This is a genomic window from Cronobacter sp. JZ38 (assembly GCF_008932145.1).
In the GTDB taxonomy this organism is placed as follows: domain Bacteria; phylum Pseudomonadota; class Gammaproteobacteria; order Enterobacterales; family Enterobacteriaceae; genus Cronobacter; species Cronobacter muytjensii.
The window spans coordinates 727917-752658 of the sequence record NZ_CP017662.1; the positions used below are offsets into that span (position 1 = coordinate 727917).

The 24742-nt window shown below is 55.3% G+C and carries 20 protein-coding genes; 15 read left to right on the forward strand and 5 right to left on the reverse strand.

Annotated features, from left to right (window positions below; genetic code table 11):
- The first annotated feature begins 70 nt into the window (after positions 1-70).
- The 7 genes from dnaB to BJP61_RS03445 all read left to right on the forward strand — a co-directional run bounded on the left by dnaB (position 71) and on the right by BJP61_RS03445 (position 10020).
- Positions 71-1477: a replicative DNA helicase gene (dnaB, locus tag BJP61_RS03415; RefSeq protein WP_004388597.1), complete on the forward strand. Its 1407-nt coding sequence runs from the start codon at positions 71-73 to the stop codon at positions 1475-1477.
- A 173-nt stretch (positions 1478-1650) separates the two neighbouring features.
- Positions 1651-2730 carry an alanine racemase gene (alr, locus tag BJP61_RS03420; protein ID WP_171997825.1) on the forward strand — a complete coding sequence of 360 codons (1080 nt, stop codon included), beginning with the start codon at positions 1651-1653 and terminating at the stop codon, positions 2728-2730.
- Between the two features lie 259 nt (positions 2731-2989).
- The gene (gene tyrB / locus BJP61_RS03425; protein WP_171997826.1) at positions 2990-4183 is read left to right on the forward strand and encodes an aromatic amino acid transaminase; all 1194 of its coding nucleotides are present in this window, start codon (positions 2990-2992) and stop codon (positions 4181-4183) included.
- A 433-nt stretch (positions 4184-4616) separates the two neighbouring features.
- Positions 4617-6299: a ShlB/FhaC/HecB family hemolysin secretion/activation protein gene (locus BJP61_RS03430; RefSeq protein WP_171997827.1), complete on the forward strand. Its 1683-nt coding sequence runs from the start codon at positions 4617-4619 to the stop codon at positions 6297-6299.
- A 126-nt stretch (positions 6300-6425) separates the two neighbouring features.
- Positions 6426-6848: a secondary thiamine-phosphate synthase enzyme YjbQ gene (locus BJP61_RS03435; protein WP_038867361.1), complete on the forward strand. Its 423-nt coding sequence runs from the start codon at positions 6426-6428 to the stop codon at positions 6846-6848.
- On the forward strand, positions 6845-7198 hold the full coding sequence (locus tag BJP61_RS03440) for an MmcQ/YjbR family DNA-binding protein (protein ID WP_038867364.1): 354 nt from the start codon (positions 6845-6847) through the stop codon (positions 7196-7198). The genes BJP61_RS03435 and BJP61_RS03440 overlap by 4 nt, the downstream gene beginning before the upstream one ends.
- A gap of 509 nt (positions 7199-7707) precedes the next feature.
- Positions 7708-10020 carry a filamentous hemagglutinin N-terminal domain-containing protein gene (locus tag BJP61_RS03445; protein ID WP_171997828.1) on the forward strand — a complete coding sequence of 771 codons (2313 nt, stop codon included), beginning with the start codon at positions 7708-7710 and terminating at the stop codon, positions 10018-10020.
- 144 nt (positions 10021-10164) lie between these two features.
- Here BJP61_RS03445 and uvrA read toward each other — a convergent pair whose 3' ends face one another.
- Complete coding sequence (gene uvrA, locus BJP61_RS03450) at positions 10165-12993, reverse strand: excinuclease ABC subunit UvrA (protein WP_038867366.1); 2829 nt, start codon at positions 12991-12993, stop codon at positions 10165-10167.
- A 230-nt stretch (positions 12994-13223) separates the two neighbouring features.
- Between uvrA and ssb1 the strand changes: the two genes are divergently transcribed.
- From ssb1 to BJP61_RS03465, 3 genes are all read left to right on the forward strand, one after another.
- On the forward strand, positions 13224-13766 hold the full coding sequence (ssb1, locus tag BJP61_RS03455; protein ID WP_007702264.1) for a single-stranded DNA-binding protein SSB1: 543 nt from the start codon (positions 13224-13226) through the stop codon (positions 13764-13766).
- 427 nt (positions 13767-14193) lie between these two features.
- A complete protein-coding gene (locus BJP61_RS03460; protein ID WP_171997829.1) occupies positions 14194-15240 on the forward strand; it encodes a GGDEF domain-containing protein in 1047 nt (348 codons plus the stop codon).
- Between the two features lie 175 nt (positions 15241-15415).
- Positions 15416-15760, forward strand: a complete 345-nt coding sequence (locus tag BJP61_RS03465) for a hypothetical protein (protein WP_038867371.1) — start codon at positions 15416-15418, stop codon at positions 15758-15760.
- A 55-nt stretch (positions 15761-15815) separates the two neighbouring features.
- On the opposite strand, the gene BJP61_RS03470 is transcribed toward BJP61_RS03465, so the two are convergent.
- Complete coding sequence (locus tag BJP61_RS03470) at positions 15816-16094, reverse strand: YjcB family protein (RefSeq protein WP_171997830.1); 279 nt, start codon at positions 16092-16094, stop codon at positions 15816-15818.
- 581 nt (positions 16095-16675) lie between these two features.
- Between BJP61_RS03470 and BJP61_RS03475 the strand changes: the two genes are divergently transcribed.
- On the forward strand, positions 16676-18283 hold the full coding sequence (locus BJP61_RS03475; RefSeq protein WP_144420880.1) for an EAL domain-containing protein: 1608 nt from the start codon (positions 16676-16678) through the stop codon (positions 18281-18283).
- On the opposite strand, the gene soxS is transcribed toward BJP61_RS03475, so the two are convergent.
- Entirely contained in the window at positions 18271-18594 is a 324-nt protein-coding gene (gene soxS / locus BJP61_RS03480) for a superoxide response transcriptional regulator SoxS (protein WP_004386206.1), read from the reverse strand. The genes BJP61_RS03475 and soxS overlap by 13 nt on opposite strands.
- Before the next feature lie 86 nt (positions 18595-18680).
- Here soxS and soxR point away from each other — a divergent pair, with 86 nt between their 5' ends.
- Positions 18681-19139: a redox-sensitive transcriptional activator SoxR gene (soxR, locus tag BJP61_RS03485; RefSeq protein WP_038867382.1), complete on the forward strand. Its 459-nt coding sequence runs from the start codon at positions 18681-18683 to the stop codon at positions 19137-19139.
- A gap of 77 nt (positions 19140-19216) precedes the next feature.
- The gene (locus BJP61_RS03490) at positions 19217-19885 is read left to right on the forward strand and encodes a glutathione S-transferase (protein WP_171997831.1); all 669 of its coding nucleotides are present in this window, start codon (positions 19217-19219) and stop codon (positions 19883-19885) included.
- A gap of 61 nt (positions 19886-19946) precedes the next feature.
- On the opposite strand, the gene BJP61_RS03495 is transcribed toward BJP61_RS03490, so the two are convergent.
- Entirely contained in the window at positions 19947-20096 is a 150-nt protein-coding gene (locus tag BJP61_RS03495) for a hypothetical protein (RefSeq protein ID WP_161580889.1), read from the reverse strand.
- 104 nt (positions 20097-20200) lie between these two features.
- Between BJP61_RS03495 and ghxP the strand changes: the two genes are divergently transcribed.
- Both ghxP and BJP61_RS03505 read left to right on the forward strand, forming a co-directional pair.
- Positions 20201-21550 (forward strand): guanine/hypoxanthine transporter GhxP, encoded by a 1350-nt coding sequence (ghxP, locus tag BJP61_RS03500; protein ID WP_038867387.1) that lies wholly within the window; start codon positions 20201-20203, stop codon positions 21548-21550.
- Positions 21551-21688: 138 nt separating this feature from the next.
- Positions 21689-23335: a Na+/H+ antiporter gene (locus BJP61_RS03505; protein WP_038867391.1), complete on the forward strand. Its 1647-nt coding sequence runs from the start codon at positions 21689-21691 to the stop codon at positions 23333-23335.
- Between the two features lie 33 nt (positions 23336-23368).
- Here BJP61_RS03505 and BJP61_RS03510 read toward each other — a convergent pair whose 3' ends face one another.
- A complete protein-coding gene (locus BJP61_RS03510) occupies positions 23369-24664 on the reverse strand; it encodes a Gfo/Idh/MocA family oxidoreductase (protein WP_075192313.1) in 1296 nt (431 codons plus the stop codon).
- Positions 24665-24742: the final 78 nt, after the last annotated feature.

Sequence of the window (24742 nt, forward strand, 5' to 3'; positions counted from 1 at the left end):
GTACAAAACGACTCAGATCAGATACACTCCACATTCTCTCTGATGATGATTTTTGGTAACTCCATTCACTATGGCAGGAAATAAACCCTTCAACAAACCTACTGAACCTCGTGACCCGCAGGTCGCCGGGCTGAAAATGCCGCCGCATTCCATGGAGGCGGAACAGTCGGTGTTGGGCGGTTTAATGCTGGATAACGAGCGCTGGGACGATGTGGCCGAGCGCGTCGTGGCCGAGGATTTCTACACCCGCCAGCACCGCATGATCTTCACCGAAATGCATCGCCTGCAGGAGATGGGCAAACCCATCGATCTGATCACGCTGTCGGAATCGCTGGAGCTACAAGGGCAGCTGGAAAGCGTCGGCGGCTTCGCCTACCTCGCGGAGCTTTCCAAGAACACCCCCAGTGCCGCGAATATCAGCGCCTATGCTGATATCGTGCGAGAACGCGCGGTGGTGCGCGACATGATTTCCGTCGCCAATGAGATTGCCGACGCCGGCTACGATCCGCAGGGCCGCACCAGTGAGGATCTGCTCGATCTCGCCGAATCGCGCGTATTCCAGATAGCCGAAAACCGCGCCAATAAAGACGAAGGGCCGAAGAGTATTGACCAGATCCTCGAAGCTACCGTCGCGCGCATCGAAACGCTTTACCAGCAGCCGCACGACGGCGTGACGGGCGTCGATACCGGCTATCAGGATCTCAATAAAAAGACCGCGGGCTTACAGCGCTCGGATCTGATCATCGTGGCGGCGCGCCCGTCAATGGGTAAAACGACATTCGCCATGAACCTGTGCGAAAACGCCGCGATGCTGCAGGATAAACCGGTGCTGATTTTCTCCCTTGAGATGCCCGGCGAGCAGATTATGATGCGTATGCTGGCATCGCTCTCCCGCGTCGATCAGACGCGCATTCGTACCGGCCAGCTGGACGATGAGGACTGGGCGCGCATTTCCGGTACCATGGGTATTCTGCTTGAGAAGCGCAATATGTATATTGACGACTCCTCCGGCCTGACCCCGACGGAAGTGCGCTCCCGCGCGCGCCGCATCTACCGTGAGCACGGCGGCTTAAGCCTGATTATGATCGACTACCTGCAACTGATGCGCGTGCCGTCGCTCTCTGATAACCGAACGCTGGAAATTGCTGAGATTTCGCGCTCGCTGAAAGCGCTGGCGAAGGAGCTTCAGGTGCCGGTGGTGGCGCTCTCGCAGCTTAACCGCTCGCTGGAGCAGCGCGCCGACAAACGCCCGGTGAACTCGGATTTGCGTGAATCCGGCTCCATCGAGCAGGACGCCGACCTTATCATGTTCATCTACCGTGATGAGGTGTATCACGAGAACAGCGATTTAAAAGGCATCGCGGAGATCATTATCGGTAAGCAGCGTAACGGCCCTATCGGCACGGTGCGCCTGACGTTTAATGGGCAGTGGTCGCGGTTTGATAACTATGCTGGCCCTCAGTACGACGACGAATGATTAATTTGGCTATTTTACTTGCGATTGCGGGCTTGGGCAGTGCTCGCCATCCTCACGTACTTCAGTACGCTCCGGTGGCTGCGCGCTGGCCGCACCCGAACTCGCTGCGCCAATAACGCCAAATTGTCTGTAGCTTAAAAGTTAAAACACCAAAACAACTGCAAGGAAAGTCAATGCAAGCGGCAACTGTGGTAGTAAACCGCCGCGCTCTGCGTCACAACCTGCAACGCCTGCGTGAACTGGCGCCCGCCAGTAAGCTGGTTGCGGTAGTGAAGGCAAACGCCTATGGACACGGTCTCCTTGAGACCGCCCGCACTCTTCCTGATGCCGACGCGTTCGGCGTAGCCCGCCTTGAAGAGGCGCTGCGTCTGCGTGAAGGCGGTATTACGCAACCCATTCTCCTGCTGGAAGGTTTTTTTAACGCCAGCGATCTGCCGGTTATCGCTGCGCAGAATTTGCATACCGCCGTGCATAGCGAAGAACAGCTGGCGGCGCTGGAGCAGGCGGCGCTGTCGGAGCCGGTGACTGTCTGGATGAAACTCGATACCGGCATGCACCGCTTAGGCGTGCGTCCGGAGGCGGCGCAGGCATTTTACGACCGGCTCGCGGCCTGTAAAAACGTGCGTCAGCCGGTGAATATAGTGAGTCATTTCGCCCGCGCCGACGAGCCAGAATGCGGCGCCACCGAGCGTCAGCTGGATATTTTCAACAGCTTTACGCATGACAAACCCGGCAAGCGCTCTATTGCGGCGTCCGGCGGCATTCTGTTCTGGCCGCAGTCGCACTTCGACTGGGTGCGCCCCGGCATTATCCTTTATGGCGTGTCGCCGCTGGATACGCATCCGTGGGGCGCGGAGCTGGGCTTTCAGCCCGCGATGTCACTCATTTCAAGCCTGATCGCCGTACGCGACCATAAAGCGGGCGAGCCGGTAGGTTATGGCGGCACATGGGTGAGCGAGCGCGATACGCGGCTTGGCGTAGTGGCGATGGGCTACGGCGATGGCTATCCGCGCTGCGCGCCCACCGGGACGCCGGTGCTGGTTAATGGCCGCGAAGTGCCGATCGTTGGACGCGTGGCGATGGATATGATTTGTGTGGATTTAGGCCCAGGCGCGCAGGAAAAAGCGGGCGATAGCATCATCCTGTGGGGCGACGGCCTGCCGGTCGAACGCATCGCCAAAGTAACAGATGTGAGCGCTTACGAACTTGTCACACGGCTCACTTCGCGGGTTGCGATGCGTTACGAGGATTGAACGTCACGCAGCGCGTTAATGGCTGGCGGCAGGCGCGCTGCGCTTAACTATCCCGCGTATCTGGCTAATAGGGTGATAGAGGATTGTCGGGCGGGTAAGCGCAGCGCCCCCGCCATCTTCGCTTATCCTCTGTCTGCACTTACCCGCTCTCTGCCGTCCCCTGATCTTTGCGCTGCGAATCAACCATATCCCGCTCGATCTGCCGCGCTATCCGGTTTATTGTGGACAAACATCACACCGTAAATCTGGAGAACCAAGCGTGTTTCAGAATGTTGACGCCTACGCCGGCGACCCCATCCTTTCGCTCATGGAACGCTTTAAAGAAGACTCGCGTGGCGACAAAGTGAACCTGAGTATCGGCCTCTATTACAACGAACAGGGCATTATCCCGCAGCTACAGGCCGTAACGCAGGCTGAGGCACGTCTTAACGCGCAGCCGCACGGCGCTTCGCTTTATCTCCCGATGGAAGGTCTTAACGCCTACCGCGGCGCCATCGCGCCGCTGTTGTTCGGCGCCGATCATCCGGCTCTGACCGCGGGCCGTATCGCCAGCATTCAGACGGTAGGCGGGTCGGGCGCGCTGAAAATCGGCGCCGATTTCCTTAAGCGTTACTTCCCACATTCCCGCGTTTGGGTGAGCGATCCCACCTGGGAAAACCACGTCGCGATTTTCAGCGGCGCTGGCTTTGAAGTAAGCACTTACCCCTGGTTTGATGAGGAAACCAACGGCGTGCGTTTCGACGCGCTGCTGGCAACGCTCAACACGCTGCCTGCGCGCGACATCGTGCTGCTGCATCCGTGCTGCCATAACCCGACCGGCGCCGATCTTACCAACGCCCAGTGGGATGCAGTGGTCGAGGTGCTGAAAGCGCGTGAACTGATCCCATTCCTGGATATCGCCTATCAGGGCTTTGGCGCGGGGATGGAAGAAGACGCGTACGCGATCCGCGCTATTGCCAGCGCCGGTCTCCCCGCGTTAGTCAGCAATTCGTTTTCGAAAATCTTTTCGCTGTATGGCGAGCGCGTGGGCGGGCTGTCGGTGGTCTGTGACGACGCGCAAACCGCCGCGCGCGTGCTTGGCCAGCTCAAAGCGACCGTGCGCCGCAACTACTCCAGCCCACCGAATTTCGGTGCGCAGGTGGTCGCGACCGTGCTCACCGACGCCGCGCTGAAAGCGCAGTGGCTCGCGGAAGTTGAGGCGATGCGCTGTCGCATTCTGGAGATGCGTCAGGCGCTGGTGGAAGTGCTGAAAACCGAAGTGCCGGGGCGTAATTTCGATTACCTGCTGAAGCAGCGCGGCATGTTCAGCTATACCGGCCTCAGCGCCGCGCAGGTTAACCGTCTTCGTGACGAGTTCGGTGTTTATCTCATCAGCAGCGGTCGTATGTGCGTGGCGGGTCTTAACCGCAGCAACGTGCAGCAGGTTGCGCAGGCGTTCGCCGCCGTCATGTAACTTTTCTCAAAGCGCTGCTTCGCAGCGCTTTTTCCTCTTTTAACGCCACCGGGATTGCGTCAATTCTTAATGATTACCCGTTAATTTGTAAGCCGAATGAAATATATTAATTTAATCAGTCAGCCTCAAGTTACTTTCTCGACTTAACGTAAAACTCACCTGCACCCTTTTCGCGAGCTTTAGTGGAGTCTTTTTTACGCATCTGTTTATTTATGGATGCGCTAATCACGCATTGCCGCCTCAATTATTTGCGGCTCTTATTCCCCGCTTTCATTTTTCCGCAGAGTTATTCGCACTTTCTTACAGGTTTTCTTTGCGATGCCGGAAGCGGCACTATATATCTGCCGGCTATTTTTTATTACAGGATCAGGGAAGCCGTTTACGTCGCGCGTATAAACGGAAGCCGGGAAACAGGGATCGTTAAGGAATTCATGTGAGTGTTCGTCGTTCAAGCGTCTGTATCGCGATTATTTCAGTACTGGCTGGCGTGCATTCCCCGGCTTATGCTGAAGTCATGGCGAACCAGCAGGCATTAAACCAGCAACAACAGAATGAAGCCCGGCATGACAGCCTTGCTACTGAAAGTAAATCCTTACTTTCTGGCTCAAAGGATGAACATAAAGCGGGTCTGAACCTGCCAGATGAAAATCCCTGTTATCCCATTAATAATATTTTGTTTGAAAACAAAAATGCTGTCGCGCACTGGATGACCTTTCGGGATATCGTCCTGAGCATGAAGGGAAAATGCATCGGTATTAATGGCCTGAAAGCCCTTCGTAACGCGGTGCAAAACCGCCTGATTGAACATGGCTATATCACAACGCGGGTCTTGATCCCCGCGCAGGATCTCAAAAGCGGCACGCTAACCTTTCACATTCTTCCCGGTACGATTAGCGATATTGTCTTCAAAGATGATTCCGGTAAATACATACATGCCATCAATAATTTTCCGGAAAAAAAAGGCGATGTGCTGGATTTACGCGGTCTTGAACAAGGGCTTGAGAATTTACAGCGCACGCCAGGCTCGAACGCCAGTATTCATTTACTTCCCGGTACGAAACCTGGCGAGACGCGGGTAGAGGTTACGCGTACGCAGCCCAAACACTGGCGGCTCGGCGCGTGGGCGGATGATGCCGGCAGCAAATATACAGGACGTTACCAGAGCGGGCTGGCGTTTTACCTCGATAATCTGACTTCACTGAATGATATGTTTTACGCCGCCTATGGCGGAGGGCTGAAAAACCAGGATGGCCGCCGCAGCGATAACGTCTCGGCGTTTTATTCCGTTCCCTGGGGCTACTGGCTGCTTGAACTTTATGGCAGCAAGTACCGTTATACCCAGACTATCCATGACGGCGCGTTTAGTTATCTCTACAGCGGGATCGAAAAATATCGCAGCGCCCAGTTAAGTCGCGTGATTTATCGCAGCAACAGTCAGAAAACCACGCTGGCGTTGAAGGCTTTTCGCCGGGACTCCACATACCTGCTTAACGATGTGGAAATCGAGGTGCAGCGGCGCAAAACCAGCAACTGGAAACTGTCGCTGGAGCACCTGGCGTATCTCTCTTTCGGCCAGATAAAAGCCCGTCTCGGCTACCAGAAGGCCGCGCACTGGTTTAACGAACAGGCGGATGCCGAAGAGGAAGTGGGCAATGCCGATGCGCAGGCGCGTATTCTCACGCTGGGCGTTGATGGCTCGTTTCCGTTCCGCGCAGGTAACCTCTCGATGAGTTATGAGCCGCATTTTATGTCGCAGACTTCGCCGGATCGCCTGACGCAGCCGGATAAATTTACCATCGGCAACCGTTGGACGGTACGCGGCTTTGACGGAGAGACGACACTGTATGCGGATAAAGGCTGGTATTTGCGCAACGATATCAACCTCAACCTGCCGCAGTGGGGCGTACAGCCTTATATGGGCGTGGATTATGGCGAAGTTAAAGGCTCGAAAAACGACTACTGGAGCGGAAAGCGCATCGCGGGCGCTGTGCTCGGCGTGCGGGGAGTGAAAGGCAAATTCGGGTACGATCTCTTCGCTGGCGCGCCGCTCTTAAAACCTGACAACATGCATACCAGCCCGTTCACGCTGGGCTTTGCAATGCAGTGGCAATACTGAGCGCCGCGCCAGATTTACGCTTCTTGCGAAAGTGATGTGTAAAATGACAGCATAACGCCAGCGGAATTTTGCCTTTTGCCGCGTAGTCTGCACACTTAGAGGGTAACGATTTTAAGGGAGCAGCGTATGTGGTTTCAACAAACCCTGACATTAACAGCCAGACCGCGGGGTTTTCACCTTATTACTGATGAAATCGTCAGCCAGCTTCCCGCGCTTGCGCAGGTGCAGACGGGGTTGCTGCATCTGCTGCTTCAGCACACCTCAGCCTCTCTGACGCTTAACGAAAATTGCGATCCCTCGGTACGCCGGGATATGGAGCGCCATTTTCTTAAAGCCGCGCCTGAAAACGCGTCCTATGAACATGACGACGAAGGGCCGGACGATATGCCCGCGCACATTAAATCCTCCACCCTGGGGGTTTCCTTACTGTTGCCGGTAAAGCAGGGACGCCTGCTACTCGGCACCTGGCAGGGGATCTGGCTTGGGGAACATCGCAATCATGGCGGCTCGCGCAGGGTAGTCGCGACGCTTCAAGGAGAATCCTTATGACCCATTCTGAATTACTGGATTACTGCATGAAAAAACCGGGCGCTGAGCAAAGCGAGCATCGCGACTGGCAAGCGGCGCAAATAAAAGTCGGCGACGTGATGTTCGCGATGGTGCATGAGGCTGACCAGCGGCCTGCCGTGTCGCTGAAAACGAGCCCGGAGCTGGCGGAGCTGCTGCGCCAGGAGCATAAAGATGTCTTTCCCAGCGCGCAGCTCAATAAAGCGCACTGGAGCACGGTTTATCTTGACGGTAACTTACCGGATTCGCAGATCTACTATCTGGTCGACGCGTCGTATCAGCAGGCGCTCGGGCTGTTGCCTGAACAAACCCGACAGCAGCTTTCGGTATAAGGCATTTGCGCGGGCACAGACCCGCGCATTGGGTTTGAGCGTATGTTTCTGAGCCGCAGAAACCGGCGACGGTTATGATGCCTGAAGCAGATAAAAATGATGTTTTGTCTGAATATAAACCCGCGCTGAAATTAACGTCAGGGTTGATATGTTTGTTTTACTGCATGCATATGGCCCTCAATATCAGGCGATTCCTTTTTTATTGTGAATAAATTAAAAGCGTTCTTTAATACACTTCCTTTCCCTGTTCTCTGATTGTTTTGCAATATATTGAACATTTATTGCGTCATTTGAATAATCTAAGCTTTTTATTTGTCTGCTATATATTCATGAAGGTTATTTGTCTCATCGGGATTAATTGTGGCTTATTTTTGGTTTCATATTTAAAAGATATAATTGAGGCGGTAATTATGACGCGCATGTTTTTATTATGAGTTGTACGGCATTAATAAATGGCATGAATATGTACGTCATATTGCCCTGGAATTTAACAGAAAAAGGAAAAGGAAATGAAAAACAGGAAAGAAGTAAAAAGCGTAGCTAAGCATACGCTTTATGCGAAAATGGGCCCGGTTTGCTTCGCTACGCTTTTAGCACTGGGGATGGTTGAATCGGCGAAAGCGGCGATTACCGCAGATACCAGCGCGGCAAATCAGCCAGGCATTCATACTGGCGCAAATGGCGCAACGGTCGTCGATATCAACAAAGCCAGCGAGCAGGGCGTTTCGCACAATATTTACTCTGAATTTAATGTAGACAAAAATGGCGTAGTGCTGAACAACAGCACGGCTAACACCTCTACCCAGCTCGCTGGCAACATCGACGCTAACAGCAATCTCGCCGGTAACAGCGCGACGATTATCCTTAACGAAGTGCGTTCGTCCGACCCAAGCCAGTTGAACGGTATGGTGGAAGTGGCAGGCAAATCTGCTCAGGTTATTATCGCTAACCCGTCAGGCATTACCTGCGACGGCTGCGGTTTCATTAATACTAACCATGCCTCGCTGACGACAGGGACGCCAACTTTTGATGACGATGGGAAACTGACCGGCGTAAAAGTGGACAAAGGCGAAATCGTTATTACTGGCGCAGGTATGGACGTCGGTAATGATGGCAAGCCGGCGTACACCGATATCGTGGCCCGCTCCGTGAAACTGAACGGGGAATTGCAGGCTAAAAATCTCACCATCGTGACCGGCACCAACAGCATTGATGCTAAGGGTAAAGTCACGAAACTGGATTCAGATGGCGATAAGCCGGAACTGGCGCTGGACGTTTCTGCTCTGGGTTCAATGTATGCCGGCAAAATTAAAATGATCGGTACTGAAGAAGGCGTTGGCGTTCGTCTTGATCACGCCAGTATCATTGCTGATGACAATTTGAGCATTGATGTTGAGGGCCAGTTAACCAATCACGGCGGCCTGATCGCAGCGGGTAAACAAGGAAATATCAGCGCCGCATCCCTGGTGAATAATAACGCTGAGATTCGCTCTGAAGATGTGTTGAATATTCAGACCAATGAAGGTGGTGAAATTCAAAACCGTGGCGGCGAAATAACAGGTCGTAGCGTTAATATCCGCAGCGGTAATTTTGATAACGAAAGCGGCCATGTAGAGTCAAAAGGCACACTCTCCATGAACGGTTCAACGCTGAATAATAAAGGTGGCCAGATTCAGAGTGGCGATGATGCCTGGCTTAACTATAACTATCACAACCGGCTTGAACCGGAAGTCAGCAGCCTTGATAATGAACAGGGCGTGATCGCTTCTGATGGTAACCTCAGTATCACTGCCACAGTGCTGAATAATAATGCAGGTTTGATAGAGGCGCATAATACTCTCGCGTTAAGTGGTGTTACCCTGATTAATACTAATAGCGGCGATTTCGTTTCTAAGGAAGACTGGAGCCGTAATTACCATAATGACGGCGGGATCTACTCTGGTGAGGGGGATGTCAGAGACACCCATAATCGTTATGGCGGCCCGGCTTCTACTATTGCTTATGGGACTATTAACAATGAAAATGGCCGTATTTTCTCTACAGGCGAGAATACGCAGCTTTATTTAAATGGGAATGGCGCGCTCGATAATAAAAACGGTGAAATAAACTCAGCAAATACCCTGAATATTGTTTATGGCACGACGGTGGATAACAGCAGTGGCCTTATCAAAGGTAAGAAAGATGTCGTCATCGCTGGCAATAATTTTGTTTCAGATTCATCCAGCGTTATTACTGCGGGCCGCGACGCTACTTTTAGCGTCTATAACCGCTTTGCAAACGAAGGCCTGATTCAGGCTGGTAATAATTTTAAACTGGATATGCGTGGTGGGCGTAGCCCGGTATCTACCGATAATTACAACAGCGGTAAGATTGTGGCGGCTAACCAGGTTCAGTTTCAGACCCAGCAGCATGACTTCGTGAACCAGGGGGAAATTAACGGCGCGAATGGCATTAGCTGGACGGGTGATACGGTAACGAACAAAGGTACTATCGCCAGCAATGGCGACGTCTATTTCTCCGTTAAAAAGCTGACGAATGCTAAAGATGCATCTATCAGCGGCGAAGAAGTGATTACCGCAGCCAATACAATCGTTGATAATCAGGGAACCATTACCCCTGATTACGTTCCGCAACCGCAACCAGGCCCGCAGCCGCGTCCTGAGCCGCAGCCACGTCCTGAGCCTCAACCTCAACCGCGCCCTGATGATTATCATGTCCCGGTTAATCCGCAGCCACAGCCGCAAGTGCAGCCAGTACCGAGCGATATCGCCCACCCGGCGAACAATAATAGTAGCGGTAGCGCCACTTACTACCGTCGTTAATCCTCTCCCTTAAGAGATGTTAAATGCCCCGCTTTGTGGGGCATTTTTTATAGGGCAAGAAGACGAGTGAAACGCAGCTTCGGAGAATAAGGGTAGGGGGAATTCAGAATAAATAAATCCGGGCCTGCTGACCCGGATTATAATTTACTGATTTAACAGGGGTTTAAGGAAGCGCGCGGTATGCGACTCTTTGCACTCTGCCACGGTTTCCGGCGTGCCGGAGACGAGGATCTCACCGCCGCCGCTGCCGCCTTCCGGGCCAAGATCGACAATCCAGTCGGCCGTTTTGATGACATCCAGGTTATGCTCAATCACCACGATCGTGTTGCCCTGATCCCTGAGCTGATGGAGCACTTGCAGCAGTTGCTGAATATCCGCGAAGTGCAGACCGGTGGTCGGCTCATCAAGAATGTAAAGCGTCTGGCCGGTCCCTCGTTTTGAGAGCTCGCGGGCGAGCTTCACGCGCTGGGCTTCACCGCCGGAGAGCGTTGTCGCAGACTGGCCGAGACGAATGTAAGTCAGGCCCACATCCATTAGCGTTTGCAGCTTACGCGCCAGCGCCGGCACCGCGTCGAAGAACTCACGCGCCTCTTCGATAGTCATGTCCAGCACTTCGTGGATAGTCTTACCTTTGTACTTAATTTCCAGCGTTTCGCGGTTGTAGCGCTTGCCTTTACACTGGTCGCACGGCACGTAGATATCCGGCAGGAAGTGCATCTCCACCTTGATAACGCCGTCGCCCTGACATGCTTCGCAACGTCCGCCACGGACGTTAAAGCTGAAGCGGCCCGGCGTATAGCCACGCGAGCGCGATTCCGGTACGCCAGCGAACAGCTCGCGCACCGGCGTAAAGACGCCCGTATACGTTGCAGGGTTCGAGCGCGGCGTGCGGCCAATCGGGCTCTGGTCAATATCAATGACCTTATCGAAATGCTCCATCCCCTGAATATCGCGATAGGGCGCAGGCTCGGCGATAGTCGCGCCGTTGAGCTGGCGCTGGGCTATCGGGAACAGCGTATCGTTAATCAGCGTCGATTTGCCGGAACCGGAAACGCCGGTTACGCAGGTAAACAGACCAACCGGCAGCGTCAGCGTAACGTCTTTCAGGTTGTTGCCGCGCGCGCCGGTGAGTTTCAGCACTTTTTCCGGGTCCGCCTTCACGCGTTCTTTCGGCACTTCAATTTTGCGTTTACCGCTCATGAATTGCCCGGTCAGTGATTCCGGCACCGCCATGATCGCGTCAAGCGGGCCTTCCGCCACGACCTGGCCGCCGTGTACGCCAGCGCCAGGGCCGATGTCTATCACATGATCGGCGGCGCGAATGGCGTCTTCATCGTGCTCTACCACAATCACGGTATTGCCGAGGTTACGCAGATGGATAAGCGTGCCGAGCAGACGTTCGTTATCGCGCTGGTGCAGGCCGATAGATGGCTCATCCAGCACGTACATCACGCCCACCAGACCGGCACCAATCTGGCTTGCCAGACGAATACGCTGCGCTTCGCCGCCGGAGAGCGTTTCCGCTGAGCGGGAAAGCGTCAGATAGTTCAGGCCGACGTTCACCAGGAATTTCAGGCGATCGCCAATCTCTTTCAGCACTTTTTCCGCGATTTTGGCGCGCTGGCCGGAGAGCTTCATGTTGTTGAAGAACTCCATCGCATGACCGATGCTCATGTCGGAAATGGTCGGCAGCGCGGTATTTTCTACAAATACGTGGCGCGCTTCGCGACGCAGACGCGTACCTTCACAAGTCGCGCACGGACGGTTGCTGATAAATTTCGCCAGCTCTTCGCGCACCGCGTTGGATTCGGTCTCTTTATAGCGGCGCTCCATATTATGCAGCACGCCTTCGAACGGATGACGACGCACAGACGTATCGCCGCGATCGTTCATATATTTAAATTCGATCGTCTCTTTACCGGAGCCGAACAGCACCGCTTTCTGTACTTTATCGCTGAGCGTGTTCCACGGCGCTTCCACGTCGAATTTATAGTGGTCGGCGAGCGAGCGCAGCATCTGGAAATAGTAGAAGTTACGGCGATCCCAGCCGCGGATAGCGCCGCCCGCAAGCGACAGCTCGGTGTTCTGCACCACGCGATCCGGATCGAAATATTGCTGCACGCCGAGCCCGTCGCAGGTCGGACACGCGCCAGCCGGGTTGTTAAACGAGAACAGGCGCGGCTCAAGCTCGCGCATGCTGTAGCCGCACACCGGGCAGGCGAAGTTGGCGGAGAACAGCAGCTCTTCCGCTTTTTCGTCGTCCATATCCGCCACGACCGCCGTGCCGCCGGAAAGCTCCAGCGCGGTTTCAAATGACTCCGCCAGGCGCTGGGCTAAATCCTCACGCACCTTAAAGCGGTCCACCACCACTTCGATGGTGTGTTTTTTCTGCAGTTCAAGCTTCGGCGGATCGGAAAGATCGCACACCTCGCCATCAATACGGGCGCGGATATACCCCTGGCTTGCCAGGTTTTCCAGCGTTTTGGTGTGCTCGCCTTTACGTTCTTTGATGACCGGCGCCAGCAACATCAGGCGCTTGCCTTCCGGCAGCGCGAGTACGTTATCCACCATCTGACTGACGGTCTGGGCGGCCAGCGTCACGTCGTGATCCGGGCAACGCGGCTCGCCGACGCGGGCATACAGCAGGCGCAGGTAATCGTGAATTTCAGTAATGGTACCCACAGTAGAACGCGGGTTATGGGAGGTCGACTTCTGCTCGATGGAAATCGCGGGCGACAGCCCTTCAATATGGTCGACGTCCGGCTTTTCCATCAGCGACAGGAACTGACGCGCGTACGCGGAAAGCGACTCGACATAACGGCGCTGCCCTTCGGCGTAGAGCGTGTCGAAAGCCAGCGAAGACTTGCCGGAACCCGACAGCCCGGTCACGACGATGAGTTTGTCGCGCGGAATGACGAGGTTGATATTTTTGAGATTGTGGGTGCGGGCGCCCCGAACTTCTATCTTATCCATTCACCTTTCCTGGATTTGAACGCTAATGCCTGGGTGTTTGAAGGACAACCGGTGGCCAGAAACGGTTAATTATGACACAATTTAACCTGAATGGATATCCAGTATTTATTTGCAACCGTGTATACTGTGTGAACATTTCCTGAAGCCGTCTCGCAGCTATCAACATTGAAGGCTGACGTGGTAGAATGGAATGTTTACACTATTAAGAAATGTTTTCAGGAGACACGATCATGGCCAGCAGAGGCGTAAACAAGGTGATTCTCGTCGGTAATCTGGGGCAGGACCCGGAAGTACGCTACATGCCGAACGGCGGGGCCGTGGCGAACCTGCGCCTGGCAACTTCCGAATCCTGGCGCGACAAGCAGACCGGTGAGATGAAAGAAGTGACCGAATGGCACAGCGTGGTGCTGTACGGCAAGCTGGCGGAAGTGGCGGGCGAATACCTGCGCAAAGGCTCGCAGATCTACATCGAAGGCCAGCTGCGCACCCGTAAGTGGCAGGATCAGAGCGGTCAGGATCGCTACTCTACCGAAGTCGTGGTTAACGTCGGCGGCACCATGCAGATGCTGGGCGGCCGTCAGGGCGGCGGCGCACCGGCAGGCGGCAACATGGGCGGCGGCCAGCAGCAGGGCGGTTGGGGTCAGCCTCAGCAGCCGCAGCAGCAGGGTGGCGGCGCACAGTTCAGCGGCGGCGCGCAGTCCCGTCCGCAGCAGCAGGCTCCGGCACCTTCCAATGAACCGCCGATGGATTTCGACGACGATATCCCGTTCTGATACGCGGCGCTCCGTCCGGGCGCCCCGTCAGCATGCACCGAAAAGCTCTGCCTCCGGCAGGGCTTTTTCTTTATCCGCGGTTTTATTTCTGCGCTTTCCTGCTTTGTCGCCCTGTGCTTATTCAGCGCGTTATTTATCTTTCTTTTCTGCCGCTTTTCTGCGCGCCTCTCGCTGAACTATGGCTTTATCTGCGCCATTAACCACTGACCTGATGCGAAAACGGTAATATGTAAGCCATTCGGAGGCTTTTTAAGCATCAACCCGTTCCGCCTCTGGCTGGCGATAGAAATAGGCCATAAATGAACGGCATAGCGCTTTTACGCGGTGGTGCGCTAAATCTCGCCGGGCGATTGCCGATATAGTTTTCATGAAGCATCCAGACGCTCTATACGTTTTCGGCAGGGATGCCCCGACTTCAGGTTAGCCCATGTCAGAAAGAGATCGCGACCAACTTCTTAGCCAGGCGACCGACCAATACTGGCAACACATTATCCCGATCGTCTGGCTGGCGTTGATGATTCACGTCGGGCTGATTTTTCTGTTTCTGTCGATGGGGATCCCGACGCTCGCCATTTTTAACATCTTCAGCGTGATGGTTTATACCCATTGTCTGAATGAAATAGAGCATTACCGGTATCTTTATGTCGGCACTCTGATGAGCGTGGAGATCCTGGCGCACGCCATCGCCACCACGGTAATGCTGGGCTGGGAGAGCAATTTTTATCTGTTTGTGTTTTCGCTTATCCCGATTGTGTCGTTCAGCTTTCAGCAGGTGCCGGTGCGGCGCGCGATATTCCTGACGGCTATTGCGGTGCTTGGCACCGTGGGCTATGCCCTGCGCGATCATATGGGGACAGCGTCCGGCTTAAGCGCGCCGGTATTAAATGGCATCGGCATCGCCAATGCTGTGATGGCGATTGGGCTTCTGATGTATACGACGCTGCGCTCGGTTGAATTCACGCACACCATGAAATTCGATCTCTTTAACACCGCCAGCCGCGACAGTCTGACGAATCTCTATACCCGGCGTCACTTTATGCACCAGGTATCGCTACTGGAAAAAGAGTCCGGTAGTCATGATGTGGCGCTGCTGCTGCTGGATATCGACCATTTTAAAGCGATCAATGACAGCTGCGGCCACAGTTACGGGGATATGATTTTGCAGCGCATCGCGCGGGCAATCACCGATAACGTGCGTGAAAGCGATATCGTGGCGCGCTGGGGCGGCGAGGAGTTTCTGGTGCTGATGCCTGAGACCTCGCTGTCGGATGCGAGACGGGTGGCGGAGCGCCTGCTGACGCGCATTCAGGAGTGGGTCGGGCAGACGGACAAGAACCCACGTGAAGTGACCGCCACGCTGGCACTCAGCGCGCTCGGCAAAGAAGAAGGGTTTGAGAGGGCGCTTAACCGTGCCGATAAAATGTTGTACGCCGGTAAGCAGCAGGGGCGAAACCGGCTGGTGATCGCCGATTAACGTGCTGATTACGCATCAAAAAATCATGAAAAGTAACCCCCGGGTACCTCTTAGTTAGCATTTTCCCGGTGATAACGAAGTGACATGCTTTGCGATTCCTTCCTGTGCGACGGCGTTTATTGACGCGCGCGCCAGTTGCCGCCCGCAGGTGAATTTCACACAGGGAACGCACGCGATGACACAGGAAAATAACCCGTTTACCGCCGCCTGGAGCCGTAACGGCAATCTGCTCTGCCACGGCCACTGGATGATTACGTTCGAAGAGCGTCCGGTGACGCTGCCGCCACACTGGCAGGAAAAAGCGATGAACACCTGGGGGATCTATTCGATTATCGATCCGGAAGATGAAATGTTCGCTGACGGACTTAAAGAGGATGAGTGGATTGTCGAAAACGTCGAATGGCTGACCGACTGGTTTTTCGATAACGGCATTCCGCTTGAGGAGTACTACTATCGTGCCTTCTGGCGGGCGGTGAATAAAGCGGACTGGCGCTGCACCAGCTGCGCGGGCTGTATGTAAACGCAGGGCACAAAAAAGCCCCTGGCGCAGGGGCTTAAATCAGCGAGCGGGCAAATCAGGTCACCACCATCGGCCATTCCGGCGGTGTATGACTCATCACTTCCACCATGATGTCTTTCATATTGTGCCAGATGGCGTGGAAGTCGATGCTCACCCCGAGCAGACCGGTGGCGAAGACGCAGGAGGAGACAATTCCCAGACCGCTGCTGATCACCGCCAGCGCCTGGTAGTCAGATTTGCGAAACTGAATATTAAGAGTGCTGGCCAGAAACATTAAAACCGCACCCAGAAGTTGCCAGCGCATCAGTACCATGCTGGCGGTAAGTGTAGCCATGAAACCTGTCCTCAAAACGACCTGCCGCGCGGGTGGCCAGGGAGAGGTGGGCCTGGCGCGGCGTTAAAATTTAACGTGACGGCAAGCATGTAAACTTGCACACTAAGTGTGAACTGTATCACATTTGTTGTTTTATTCGCCAGTCTGGCGGCTGCGCTTTGTTGAAAAAATCACCCTGGCAAGGGGGGCATGATCCCGCATGCGATGAAAATGTTCAGAAATAACGCAATACACAAAAAAGCGGTTTTTTAGATTTAACCGATGCGGGCATTACCATTTCGACATAAAAAAGCAGGCCGTACATTTTTTCGGCAATCATGATTAATTTAACTTAAATCGTTTTCTGGAACGGTTGATGAATTTTAGGGCCAGCATTAGCGTAAATATTTCACTTAAGAAAAATTAAATAGCCGTTGGCATTTTTCCTTACGGCAAATTTTAATCTTTCACGTGAAATATTGACCTGGTAACTGGAAAAGGCTATTGCCAATGCCTGCTGATTGATGCAACGTAAACACCTGTTTGCGACGTGTCTCATCAGGTAATAAATGTGACACAGAAAGCAGGGATATGAGGCCATAATGAATTTCAGGGCACGACGGCAGGCGTTGCGAATCTCAGGCATAATCATGGTGGTCTTACTGCCTGTGATGCTTGCGCTTTGGCTCGCCCACCATCGGGCTGTCAACGAAACGCGCGCGCATCTGGATACCTTCGCGCAGCTTGTGCTCAACCGCACCGAACTGGTGCTAAGCCACGTCGAGAAAGCCCGTAATGAAGCCGAAAAATATCAGGGTGAAATATGCTCGCCAGCCCATCAGCGCAATATGCTGGATATTGCTCGCGGTCAGATTTATGTCGAAGACTTAATTTATGCTCAGGGTGATGAGTTATTATGCTCGCCCCTGTTCGATCAGCCTTTTATTCTCTCTCCGGCGAATTATACGCGCACACCGGATATCGCCTTCTATTATTACCGTGACACGCCGTTCTACTCCGGCCACAAAATGATTTATTTGCGTAAAGGCAATTATGTCGCGGTGGTTAACCCTCTCTCTTTTAGTGAAATATTAACGAACGACACCGCGCTGACTTACGGCGTTTATGATACTGCGACCCGGGCGTTTTTTTCATTGAGTGAAAAAACAGACGCCCATACGCTGGCACCGTTCGCGCGCGCGCATAAAACCGATTTTCAAAAAGAAGGCCGCTTCTGGTCGATAGTCGTCTCGGGCAAACGCCCCATCGCCATTGTCGTTTCGACGTCCGAGACCTGGTTCTGGCAGGCGTGGCGGCGTCAGATGTCAGTAATGTTGCCGCTTGGGCTGCTGATGGGGGGCCTTTTGGTGTTTATCAGCACCCGCACTCGCCACCGCTTTAATTCACCGAGCCGCCAGCTGCAGCGCGCCTTGCAAAAGCGCATGCTGCGCCTGCATTACCAGCCGATTATGGATATCAAACACGGTATGTGCGTTGGCGCGGAAGCGCTGCTGCGCTGGCCGGGCTATAACGGTCAGGTGATGAGTCCAGCGGAATTTATTCCGCTCGCGGAAAAAACCGGGATGATCGCGCAGGTAACGGATTATGTAGTCGAAGAGTTATTTAATGACTTAGGCCATTTCTTAGCGACCCATCCGCAAATTTATATCTCCATTAACCTTTCGGCATCCGATTTCCATTCGTCGCGTCTGATTGCATTAATTGAAGGCAAGAATAGCCAGCACGGCGTGCGGGCGCAGCAAATCAAGATAGAAGTGACCGAACGGGGTTTTATTGACGTGCCGCGCACCACGCCGGTTATACAGGCGTTTCGTCAGTCGGGCTTTGAGATTGCCATTGACGATTTCGGCACCGGATATTCCAATCTGCATAATCTCTATTCGCTGAACGTCGATATTCTGAAAATCGATAAATCGTTTATCGATACCTTAACCACCAACAGCACCAGTCATTTGATCGCCGAGCATATTATCGATATGGCCCATAGCCTGCGGTTGAAAATCATCGCCGAAGGCGTGGAAACCGCAGAGCAGGTGGCCTGGCTGTTAAAGCGCGGCGTGCAGTATTGTCAGGGCTGGCATTTTTCAAAAGCGCTGTCGCAGCAAGAGTTTATCACCTGGCTGCAACAGGATGACGCCCGGGCGATGCCGGGCTGGCAGAACTGCGTCGTTAACCGTCAGGCGCTTTGACGATAATCGCTCGGCGTGCGGTCAAACTGGCGGCGGAAAATACGCGAAAACGTCTGCTGCGACACATAACCATAATCCATCGCGATATCAAATATCGGCCGCCGGGTCGTGCGCAATTCCTGCGCCGCCAGCTGCAGCCGACGTTTTCGAATGTATTCTCCGAGCGTCTGGTGCATTACGGTGCGAAACATCCGCTGTAAATACCATTTCGAATAGCCCGACTTCTTTGCCACCACGTCGATATTCAGTGGCTGGTCAATATGCTCATCAATCCATTGCGTCAGTGCGTGGATAATTTCCTGATGTGACATAAGCCGTCCTCTTCCTCAGTTATGGGTTAGCCGTTCTTCTGAGCGGCGAGTATAATTCCTCAAGTTAACTTGAGGTAAAGCCCCAGATGGAAAAGAAAGCACCCCGAATCAAATCGCTGCTCACGCCGGGCGAAGTTGCGAAGCGCAGCGGCGTCGCAGTCTCTGCGCTACACTTTTATGAGACCAAAGGGTTGATCAAAAGCACCCGCAACAGCGGCAACCAGCGCCGTTACCGGCGCGATGTGTTGCGCCAGGTAGCGATCATTAAAATCGCCCAGCGTATCGGCATTCCACTCGCGACGATTGGCGAAGCTATCGGCGTCCTGCCGGAAGGCCAAAACCTGAGTCCGAAAGTCTGGAAACAGCTCTCCACCCAGTGGCGCGAGGAGCTGGACCGGCGCATCAAAACGCTGACTGCGCTGCGCGACGATCTCGACGGCTGCATCGGCTGCGGGTGTTTGTCGCACCGCGATTGTCCGCTGCGCAACCCTGAAGACCGGCTCGGCGCGCAGGGCAGTGGGGCGCGACTGCTGGAAGATGAATAGGCACCGGCTAAACAAATCCTGTGCGTCAGCGATGGATTCTCTATAGTTAATGCAATGAAAAGCGAAAGGAAAACGCCATGCTGACGGTCCATCATCTGAATAACTCCCGCTCGCAGCGCATTCTTTTTGCGCTGGAAGAGCTGGGTCTGCCCTATGAGCTGGTGCGTTACCAGCGCGAGCCCACCATGCTGGCGCCGCCTGCGCTGAAGAAAGTGCATCCGCTTGGCAAATCGCCGGTGCTGGAAGATAACGGCCATAAAATTATCGAGTCCGGCGCCATTCTGGAATATCTCCAGGAGACCTATGACGCCACGCAGCGCCTGAAGCCGCAGGATGCCGAAGAAAAAATGCAGTACTGCATCTGGCTGCACTACGCCGAAGGATCGCTGATGCCGCTGCTGATGATGAAACTGGTTTTCAGCAGCCTCGGTAAAAAGCCGGTGCCGATAGGCTTTCGCACGCTCGGCAAAGCGCTCGGGCAGGGCGTACAAAAAGCCTGGCTGAATAAGCAGCTCGCCACCCATACGCGCTTTATTGAGGATCATCTGACGCTACACCCGTGGTTTGCCGGACAGAGCTTCAGCATGGCCGATATTCAGATGAGCTTTCCGATTATCGCCCTGCTGGCGCGCAGCGATGCCGGCGAATTTCGCCAGCTGCGCGCGTGGCTCAATAACCTGCAGGCGCGCCCGGCCTGGCAGCGCGCCATTGAAAAAGGCGGCCCGCTGGAGATCCCCGGCGGCTGACGCCCCCCGGCCTTCCCCGGAAGGCCATTTTTTTGCGCATCAACGATATCGTTTGCGCAGCCTACGCTGAATTATTCATCAGCCAGCGCAGGTTTTTGGCAAAAGCCGTAAAGTTCAGTTGAAAATCCCCGTCCGAAGGCTGGATAATCGTTTGCCTTAAAATTTTGCCGTTTTTTGCGCGTGGAGTTAAACGTTTGCTTTTTGTGGCCATTCCAACACCACAAACAGAACGCAGGGAGTTAACGTTTGATCCGCAGCGGGTTGTTTGCCACGCGCGAGTTATAAAAAATACTCACTTTCAGGGGATGTCTCATTATGTCTACGCCTTCTGCGCGTAACGGCGGTTCGCTCGACGCCTTCTTTAAAATTTCCGCACGCGGCAGCAATGTCCGTCAGGAAGTCGTTGCCGGTCTCACCACGTTTCTGGCGATGGTCTATTCGGTGATTGTCGTGCCGGGCATGCTCGGCAAAGCGGGCTTTCCGCCTGCCGCCGTGTTCGTCGCCACCTGTCTGGTCGCAGGCGTCGGCTCCATCGTCATGGGGCTGTGGGCAAATCTGCCGCTCGCTATCGGTTGCGCCATCTCGCTGACCGCGTTTACCGCGTTTAGCCTGGTGCTCGGCCAGCACATCAGCGTGCCGGTCGCGCTCGGCGCGGTTTTCCTGATGGGCGTACTGTTTACCGTCATTTCCGCGACCGGCATTCGCAGCTGGATCCTGCGCAACCTGCCGCAGGGCGTGGCGCACGGCACCGGTATCGGCATTGGCCTGTTCCTGCTGCTGATTGCCGCCAACGGCGTGGGCCTGGTCATCAAGAACCCGCTCGACGGCCTGCCGGTGGCGCTCGGTCATTTCGCGAGCTTCCCGGTGATCATGTCGCTTATCGGTCTGGCGGTGATTATCGGGCTGGAAAAACTCAAAGTGCCGGGCGGCATTCTGCTCACCATCATCGGCATCTCTGTGGTGGGCCTGATTTTCGACCCGACGGTGAAATTCACAGGCCTGTTCGCGATGCCGTCGCTGAGCGATGAGCACGGCAATTCGCTGATCGGCAGCCTCGATATCATGGGCGCGCTCGACCCAGTCGTGATCCCAAGCGTGCTGGCGCTGGTCATGACGGCGGTATTTGACGCCACCGGCACCATCCGCGCGGTCGCAGGCCAGGCGAATCTGCTGGATAAAGACGGCCAGATTATCGATGGCGGCAAAGCGCTGACGACGGATTCACTCTCCAGCGTCTTCTCGGGTCTGGTGGGCGCGGCTCCGGCGGCGGTCTACATCGAATCCGCCGCAGGCACTGCCGCGGGCGGCAAAACCGGCCTGACGGCGATCACCGTCGGCGTGCTGTTCCTGCTGATCCTGTTCCTCTCACCGCTCTCTTACCTGGTGCCGGCTTACGCTACCGCGCCGGCGCTGATGTATGTCGGCCTGCTGATGCTCAGCAACGTGGCGAAAATCGATTTCAACGATTTCGTCGACGCGATGGCTGGCCTTATCACCGCGGTATTTATCGTCCTGACCTGCAACATCGTCACCGGCATTATGATCGGTTTCGCGTCGCTGGTGATTGGCCGCCTGGTTTCCGGCGAGTTCCGTAAGCTCAATATCGGTACCGTGGTTATCGCCATTGCGCTGGTCGCTTTCTACGCGGGCGGCTGGGCAATCTAAATATTCCTTTAACAAAGCGGGCTACGGCCCGCTTTTTCCGGCCCTCACGGCACAACCTGGTTCCTTTTCCGGCGCGTCAATGTTCTATTATCAGGGGTGAGTCTTTCATCACAGATAACAAGGAGCCGCACTGACCGCATGGAAATCTTCTTTACCATCCTCATTATGACCCTCATGGTCTCGCTCTCCGGCGTCGTGACCCGCATGTTGCCGTTTCAGATCCCGCTGCCGCTGATGCAGATAGCCATCGGTGCGCTGCTCGCCTGGCCTACGTTTGGTCTGCACGTTGACTTCAACCCGGAGCTGTTCCTGGTCCTGTTCATTCCGCCGCTGCTGTTTGCCGACGGCTGGAAAACGCCGACCCGCGAATTTCTCGATCATGGCCGTGAAATCATCGGCCTCGCGCTGGCGCTGGTGGTGCTCACCGTCGTCGGCATCGGTTTTCTCATCTACTGGATGGTGCCAGGCATCCCGCTGATCCCAGCGTTCGCGCTCGCAGCCGTGCTGTCGCCCACCGATGCGGTGGCGCTCTCCGGCATCGTCGGCGAAGGTCGCATTCCGAAAAAAATCATGGGGATTTTGCAGGGCGAGGCGCTGATGAATGACGCCTCTGGTCTGGTGTCCCTGAAGTTCGCCGTCGCGGTCGCGATGGGCACGATGGTCTTTACGGTGGGCGGCGCGTCGCTGGAGTTTTTAAAAGTGGCGATTGGCGGCCTGCTCGCCGGTATCGCCGTCAGCTGGCTGTATGGCCGCTCGCTGCGTTTGCTGAGCCGCTGGGGCGGCGATGAGCCCGCCACGCAGATCGTTCTGCTGTTTCTGCTGCCGTTCGCGTCCTACCTGATTGCCGAACATATCGGCTTCTCCGGCATTCTGGCCGCGGTGGCCGCCGGGATGACCATCACCCGCTCCGGCGTGATGCGCACCGCGCCGCTGGCGATGCGCCTGCGCGCCAACAGCGTCTGGTCGATGCTGGAGTTTGTGTTTAACGGCATGGTTTTCCTGATGCTCGGTCTGCAATTGCCAGGCATTATGGAGACCTCGCTCGCCGCCGCCGAACTGGATCCGAACGTGGAAACCTGGATGCTGTTCATGGATATCGTCCTCATTTACGGGGCGCTGATTGGCGTGCGTTTCCTGTGGCTGTGGATTATGAAGCGCTTTAGCCTGCGTTTTCTTAAGAAGAAGCCGCTGACGTTTGGCGCGTACTCCACGCGTGAGCTGCTGGTCGCCTCGTTCGCCGGGGTGCGCGGGGCGATTACGCTTGCCGGTGTGCTCTCGATCCCGCTGCTGCTGCCGGACGGCTCGCCCTTCCCGGCGCGCTATGAGCTGGTGTTCCTCGCGGCGGGCGTCATTCTCTTCTCGCTGTTTGTCGGCGTGATCCTGCTGCCCATTTTGCTGCAACAGGTTGAAACGCCGGACCACGGACTGGCTCATAAAGAAGAGCGTATGGCGCGTGCGGTAACGGCGGAAGTAGCGATTACGGCCATCCAGAAAATGGAAGAGCGTCTGGCTGCCAATACCGAAGAGAACATCGACGATCAGTTGCTGAAAGAGGTTTCGGCGCGTGTCGTCGGGAACCTGCGCCGCCGCGCCGACGGGCGCAACGACGTGGAAAACAGCGAGCTTGAGGAAAACCTTGAGCGTCGTTTCCGTCTTACCGCGTTGCGTGCGGAGCGCGCCGAGCTGTACCACCTGCGTGCCACGCGGCAAATCAGCAACGAGACGCTGCAGAAAATGCTGCACGATATGGATTTGCTGGAAGCGCTGCTGATGGAGCGTAAATAACACTAACCGCCGGGCTTGCCCGGCGGTTTTTTGTTATCGTCCCTGAAGCCGCCGCACCAGCTCGAACTCCCTGAAGTTCACCGGCCGCTGTTGCTGCATTGAGAGATTCCCGGCGATGCCCGTCAGAATCGACATCGCGCCCGCGCGGTGATCGGCGGCGCGTTGCAGCGGGTCATCGCCCGGTTCGCCAAAGAGATCCGCCAGCATCGCATTATCACCACCGCCGTGACCGCCTTCGCCGAGTGTAAAATCCGCTTTCCAGGGTGCGGCGAACATCGGGTACACCGTGATATCGCAGCGATCGAGGCTCCCTTCGGCTTCGCGCAGCCCGCCGCCGTTAACATAGGAGTTCTCCACCAGCTTCATCTCAAGCCGCCCGCGGCTGCCGTTAAACACCACGTTCAGCCCCTCCTGCGGCAGATACGCGTTGAGCGAATACGTCATCTGCGTCTGGTTCTGGTATTTCACCAGCACCGAGAGCGTGTCTTCAATGGTGATACCGTCGCTAAAGACGCTCTGATCGCGAAAGTAGCTGTCCTCATGTTCGGCATCCAGATAGAGCGCTTTAAGCTGCGCGCTCTCTTCCATATGCAGCGCGAATGGGTCGTCTTTCGCCGCCGCATAGCCGTGGGCGCGCGGGTAGAAGGACGAGACGCCGCGCTTCTCGGCGTTTTCCCGGCCATAAAAGCGTAGCGCGCCCTCCGCGTATACGCGCTCCGGGTAACTGCCGAGCCAGAAGTTCATCAGGTCGAAATGGTGCGTGGATTTATGCACCAGCAGGCCGCCGCTGTTGCGCTTCTCCCGGTGCCAGCGGCGGAAATAATCCGCGCCATGTTCCGTGTTCAGCAGCCACTCGAAATGCACCGAAAACACGTCGCCGATGGTGCCGTTCATTAGCAGTTCGCGCACTTTGCTGTGGTGCGGCGCGTAACGGTAGTTGAAGGTGACGCGCACCTGGCGGCCCGTCTCTTCGATGGCGTCGAGGATACGCAGCGCGCGCGTTTCATCAATGGTCATCGGTTTTTCGGTAATGACATCACAGCCCGCATGGAGCGCGCGCACGATATAGTCGTCATGGGTGCGGTCGATCGTGGTGACGATAAGGGTATCGGGCTGCGTCTCCTGGATCATGGTTTCAAACTGTTGCGCATCAAAGCAGGGCACCGGCGGCGCGCCCGCCTTTTCCAGCAGGCTGTTGGCGTAGCGCATACGGGTGTGGTTGGTGTCGCAAAAGGCGACCATCCGCGCGCTGTCGCGAAATGTCCTGCCGACAGCCTCGATATACATCCCGGCGCGCCCGCCGGTTCCCACCAGGGCGTATTTCTTCATAGCGTCCTCTCAGCAAAAGGGAATATCGTATGGATAAAACAAAAACGTCGTTTCATTTTGCTAATGTAGCGCTATCGG

What these genes read in the sequence shown, in the direction of transcription:
- dnaB (WP_004388597.1), top strand. Translation starts at nt 71, where the DNA reads ATGGCAGGAAATAAACCCTTCAACAAACCTACTGAACCTCGTGACCCG.
- alr (WP_171997825.1), top strand. Translation starts at nt 1,651, where the DNA reads ATGCAAGCGGCAACTGTGGTAGTAAACCGCCGCGCTCTGCGTCACAAC.
- BJP61_RS03435 (WP_038867361.1), top strand. Translation starts at nt 6,426, where the DNA reads ATGTGGTTTCAACAAACCCTGACATTAACAGCCAGACCGCGGGGTTTT.
- BJP61_RS03440 (WP_038867364.1), top strand. Translation starts at nt 6,845, where the DNA reads ATGACCCATTCTGAATTACTGGATTACTGCATGAAAAAACCGGGCGCT.
- BJP61_RS03445 (WP_171997828.1), top strand. Translation starts at nt 7,708, where the DNA reads ATGAAAAACAGGAAAGAAGTAAAAAGCGTAGCTAAGCATACGCTTTAT.
- uvrA (WP_038867366.1), bottom strand. Translation starts at nt 12,993, where the DNA reads ATGGATAAGATAGAAGTTCGGGGCGCCCGCACCCACAATCTCAAAAAT.
- ssb1 (WP_007702264.1), top strand. Translation starts at nt 13,224, where the DNA reads ATGGCCAGCAGAGGCGTAAACAAGGTGATTCTCGTCGGTAATCTGGGG.
- BJP61_RS03460 (WP_171997829.1), top strand. Translation starts at nt 14,194, where the DNA reads ATGTCAGAAAGAGATCGCGACCAACTTCTTAGCCAGGCGACCGACCAA.
- BJP61_RS03465 (WP_038867371.1), top strand. Translation starts at nt 15,416, where the DNA reads ATGACACAGGAAAATAACCCGTTTACCGCCGCCTGGAGCCGTAACGGC.
- BJP61_RS03470 (WP_171997830.1), bottom strand. Translation starts at nt 16,094, where the DNA reads ATGGCTACACTTACCGCCAGCATGGTACTGATGCGCTGGCAACTTCTG.
- BJP61_RS03475 (WP_144420880.1), top strand. Translation starts at nt 16,676, where the DNA reads ATGAATTTCAGGGCACGACGGCAGGCGTTGCGAATCTCAGGCATAATC.
- soxS (WP_004386206.1), bottom strand. Translation starts at nt 18,594, where the DNA reads ATGTCACATCAGGAAATTATCCACGCACTGACGCAATGGATTGATGAG.
- soxR (WP_038867382.1), top strand. Translation starts at nt 18,681, where the DNA reads ATGGAAAAGAAAGCACCCCGAATCAAATCGCTGCTCACGCCGGGCGAA.
- BJP61_RS03490 (WP_171997831.1), top strand. Translation starts at nt 19,217, where the DNA reads ATGCTGACGGTCCATCATCTGAATAACTCCCGCTCGCAGCGCATTCTT.
- BJP61_RS03495 (WP_161580889.1), bottom strand. Translation starts at nt 20,096, where the DNA reads ATGGCCACAAAAAGCAAACGTTTAACTCCACGCGCAAAAAACGGCAAA.
- ghxP (WP_038867387.1), top strand. Translation starts at nt 20,201, where the DNA reads ATGTCTACGCCTTCTGCGCGTAACGGCGGTTCGCTCGACGCCTTCTTT.
- BJP61_RS03505 (WP_038867391.1), top strand. Translation starts at nt 21,689, where the DNA reads ATGGAAATCTTCTTTACCATCCTCATTATGACCCTCATGGTCTCGCTC.
- BJP61_RS03510 (WP_075192313.1), bottom strand. Translation starts at nt 24,664, where the DNA reads ATGAAGAAATACGCCCTGGTGGGAACCGGCGGGCGCGCCGGGATGTAT.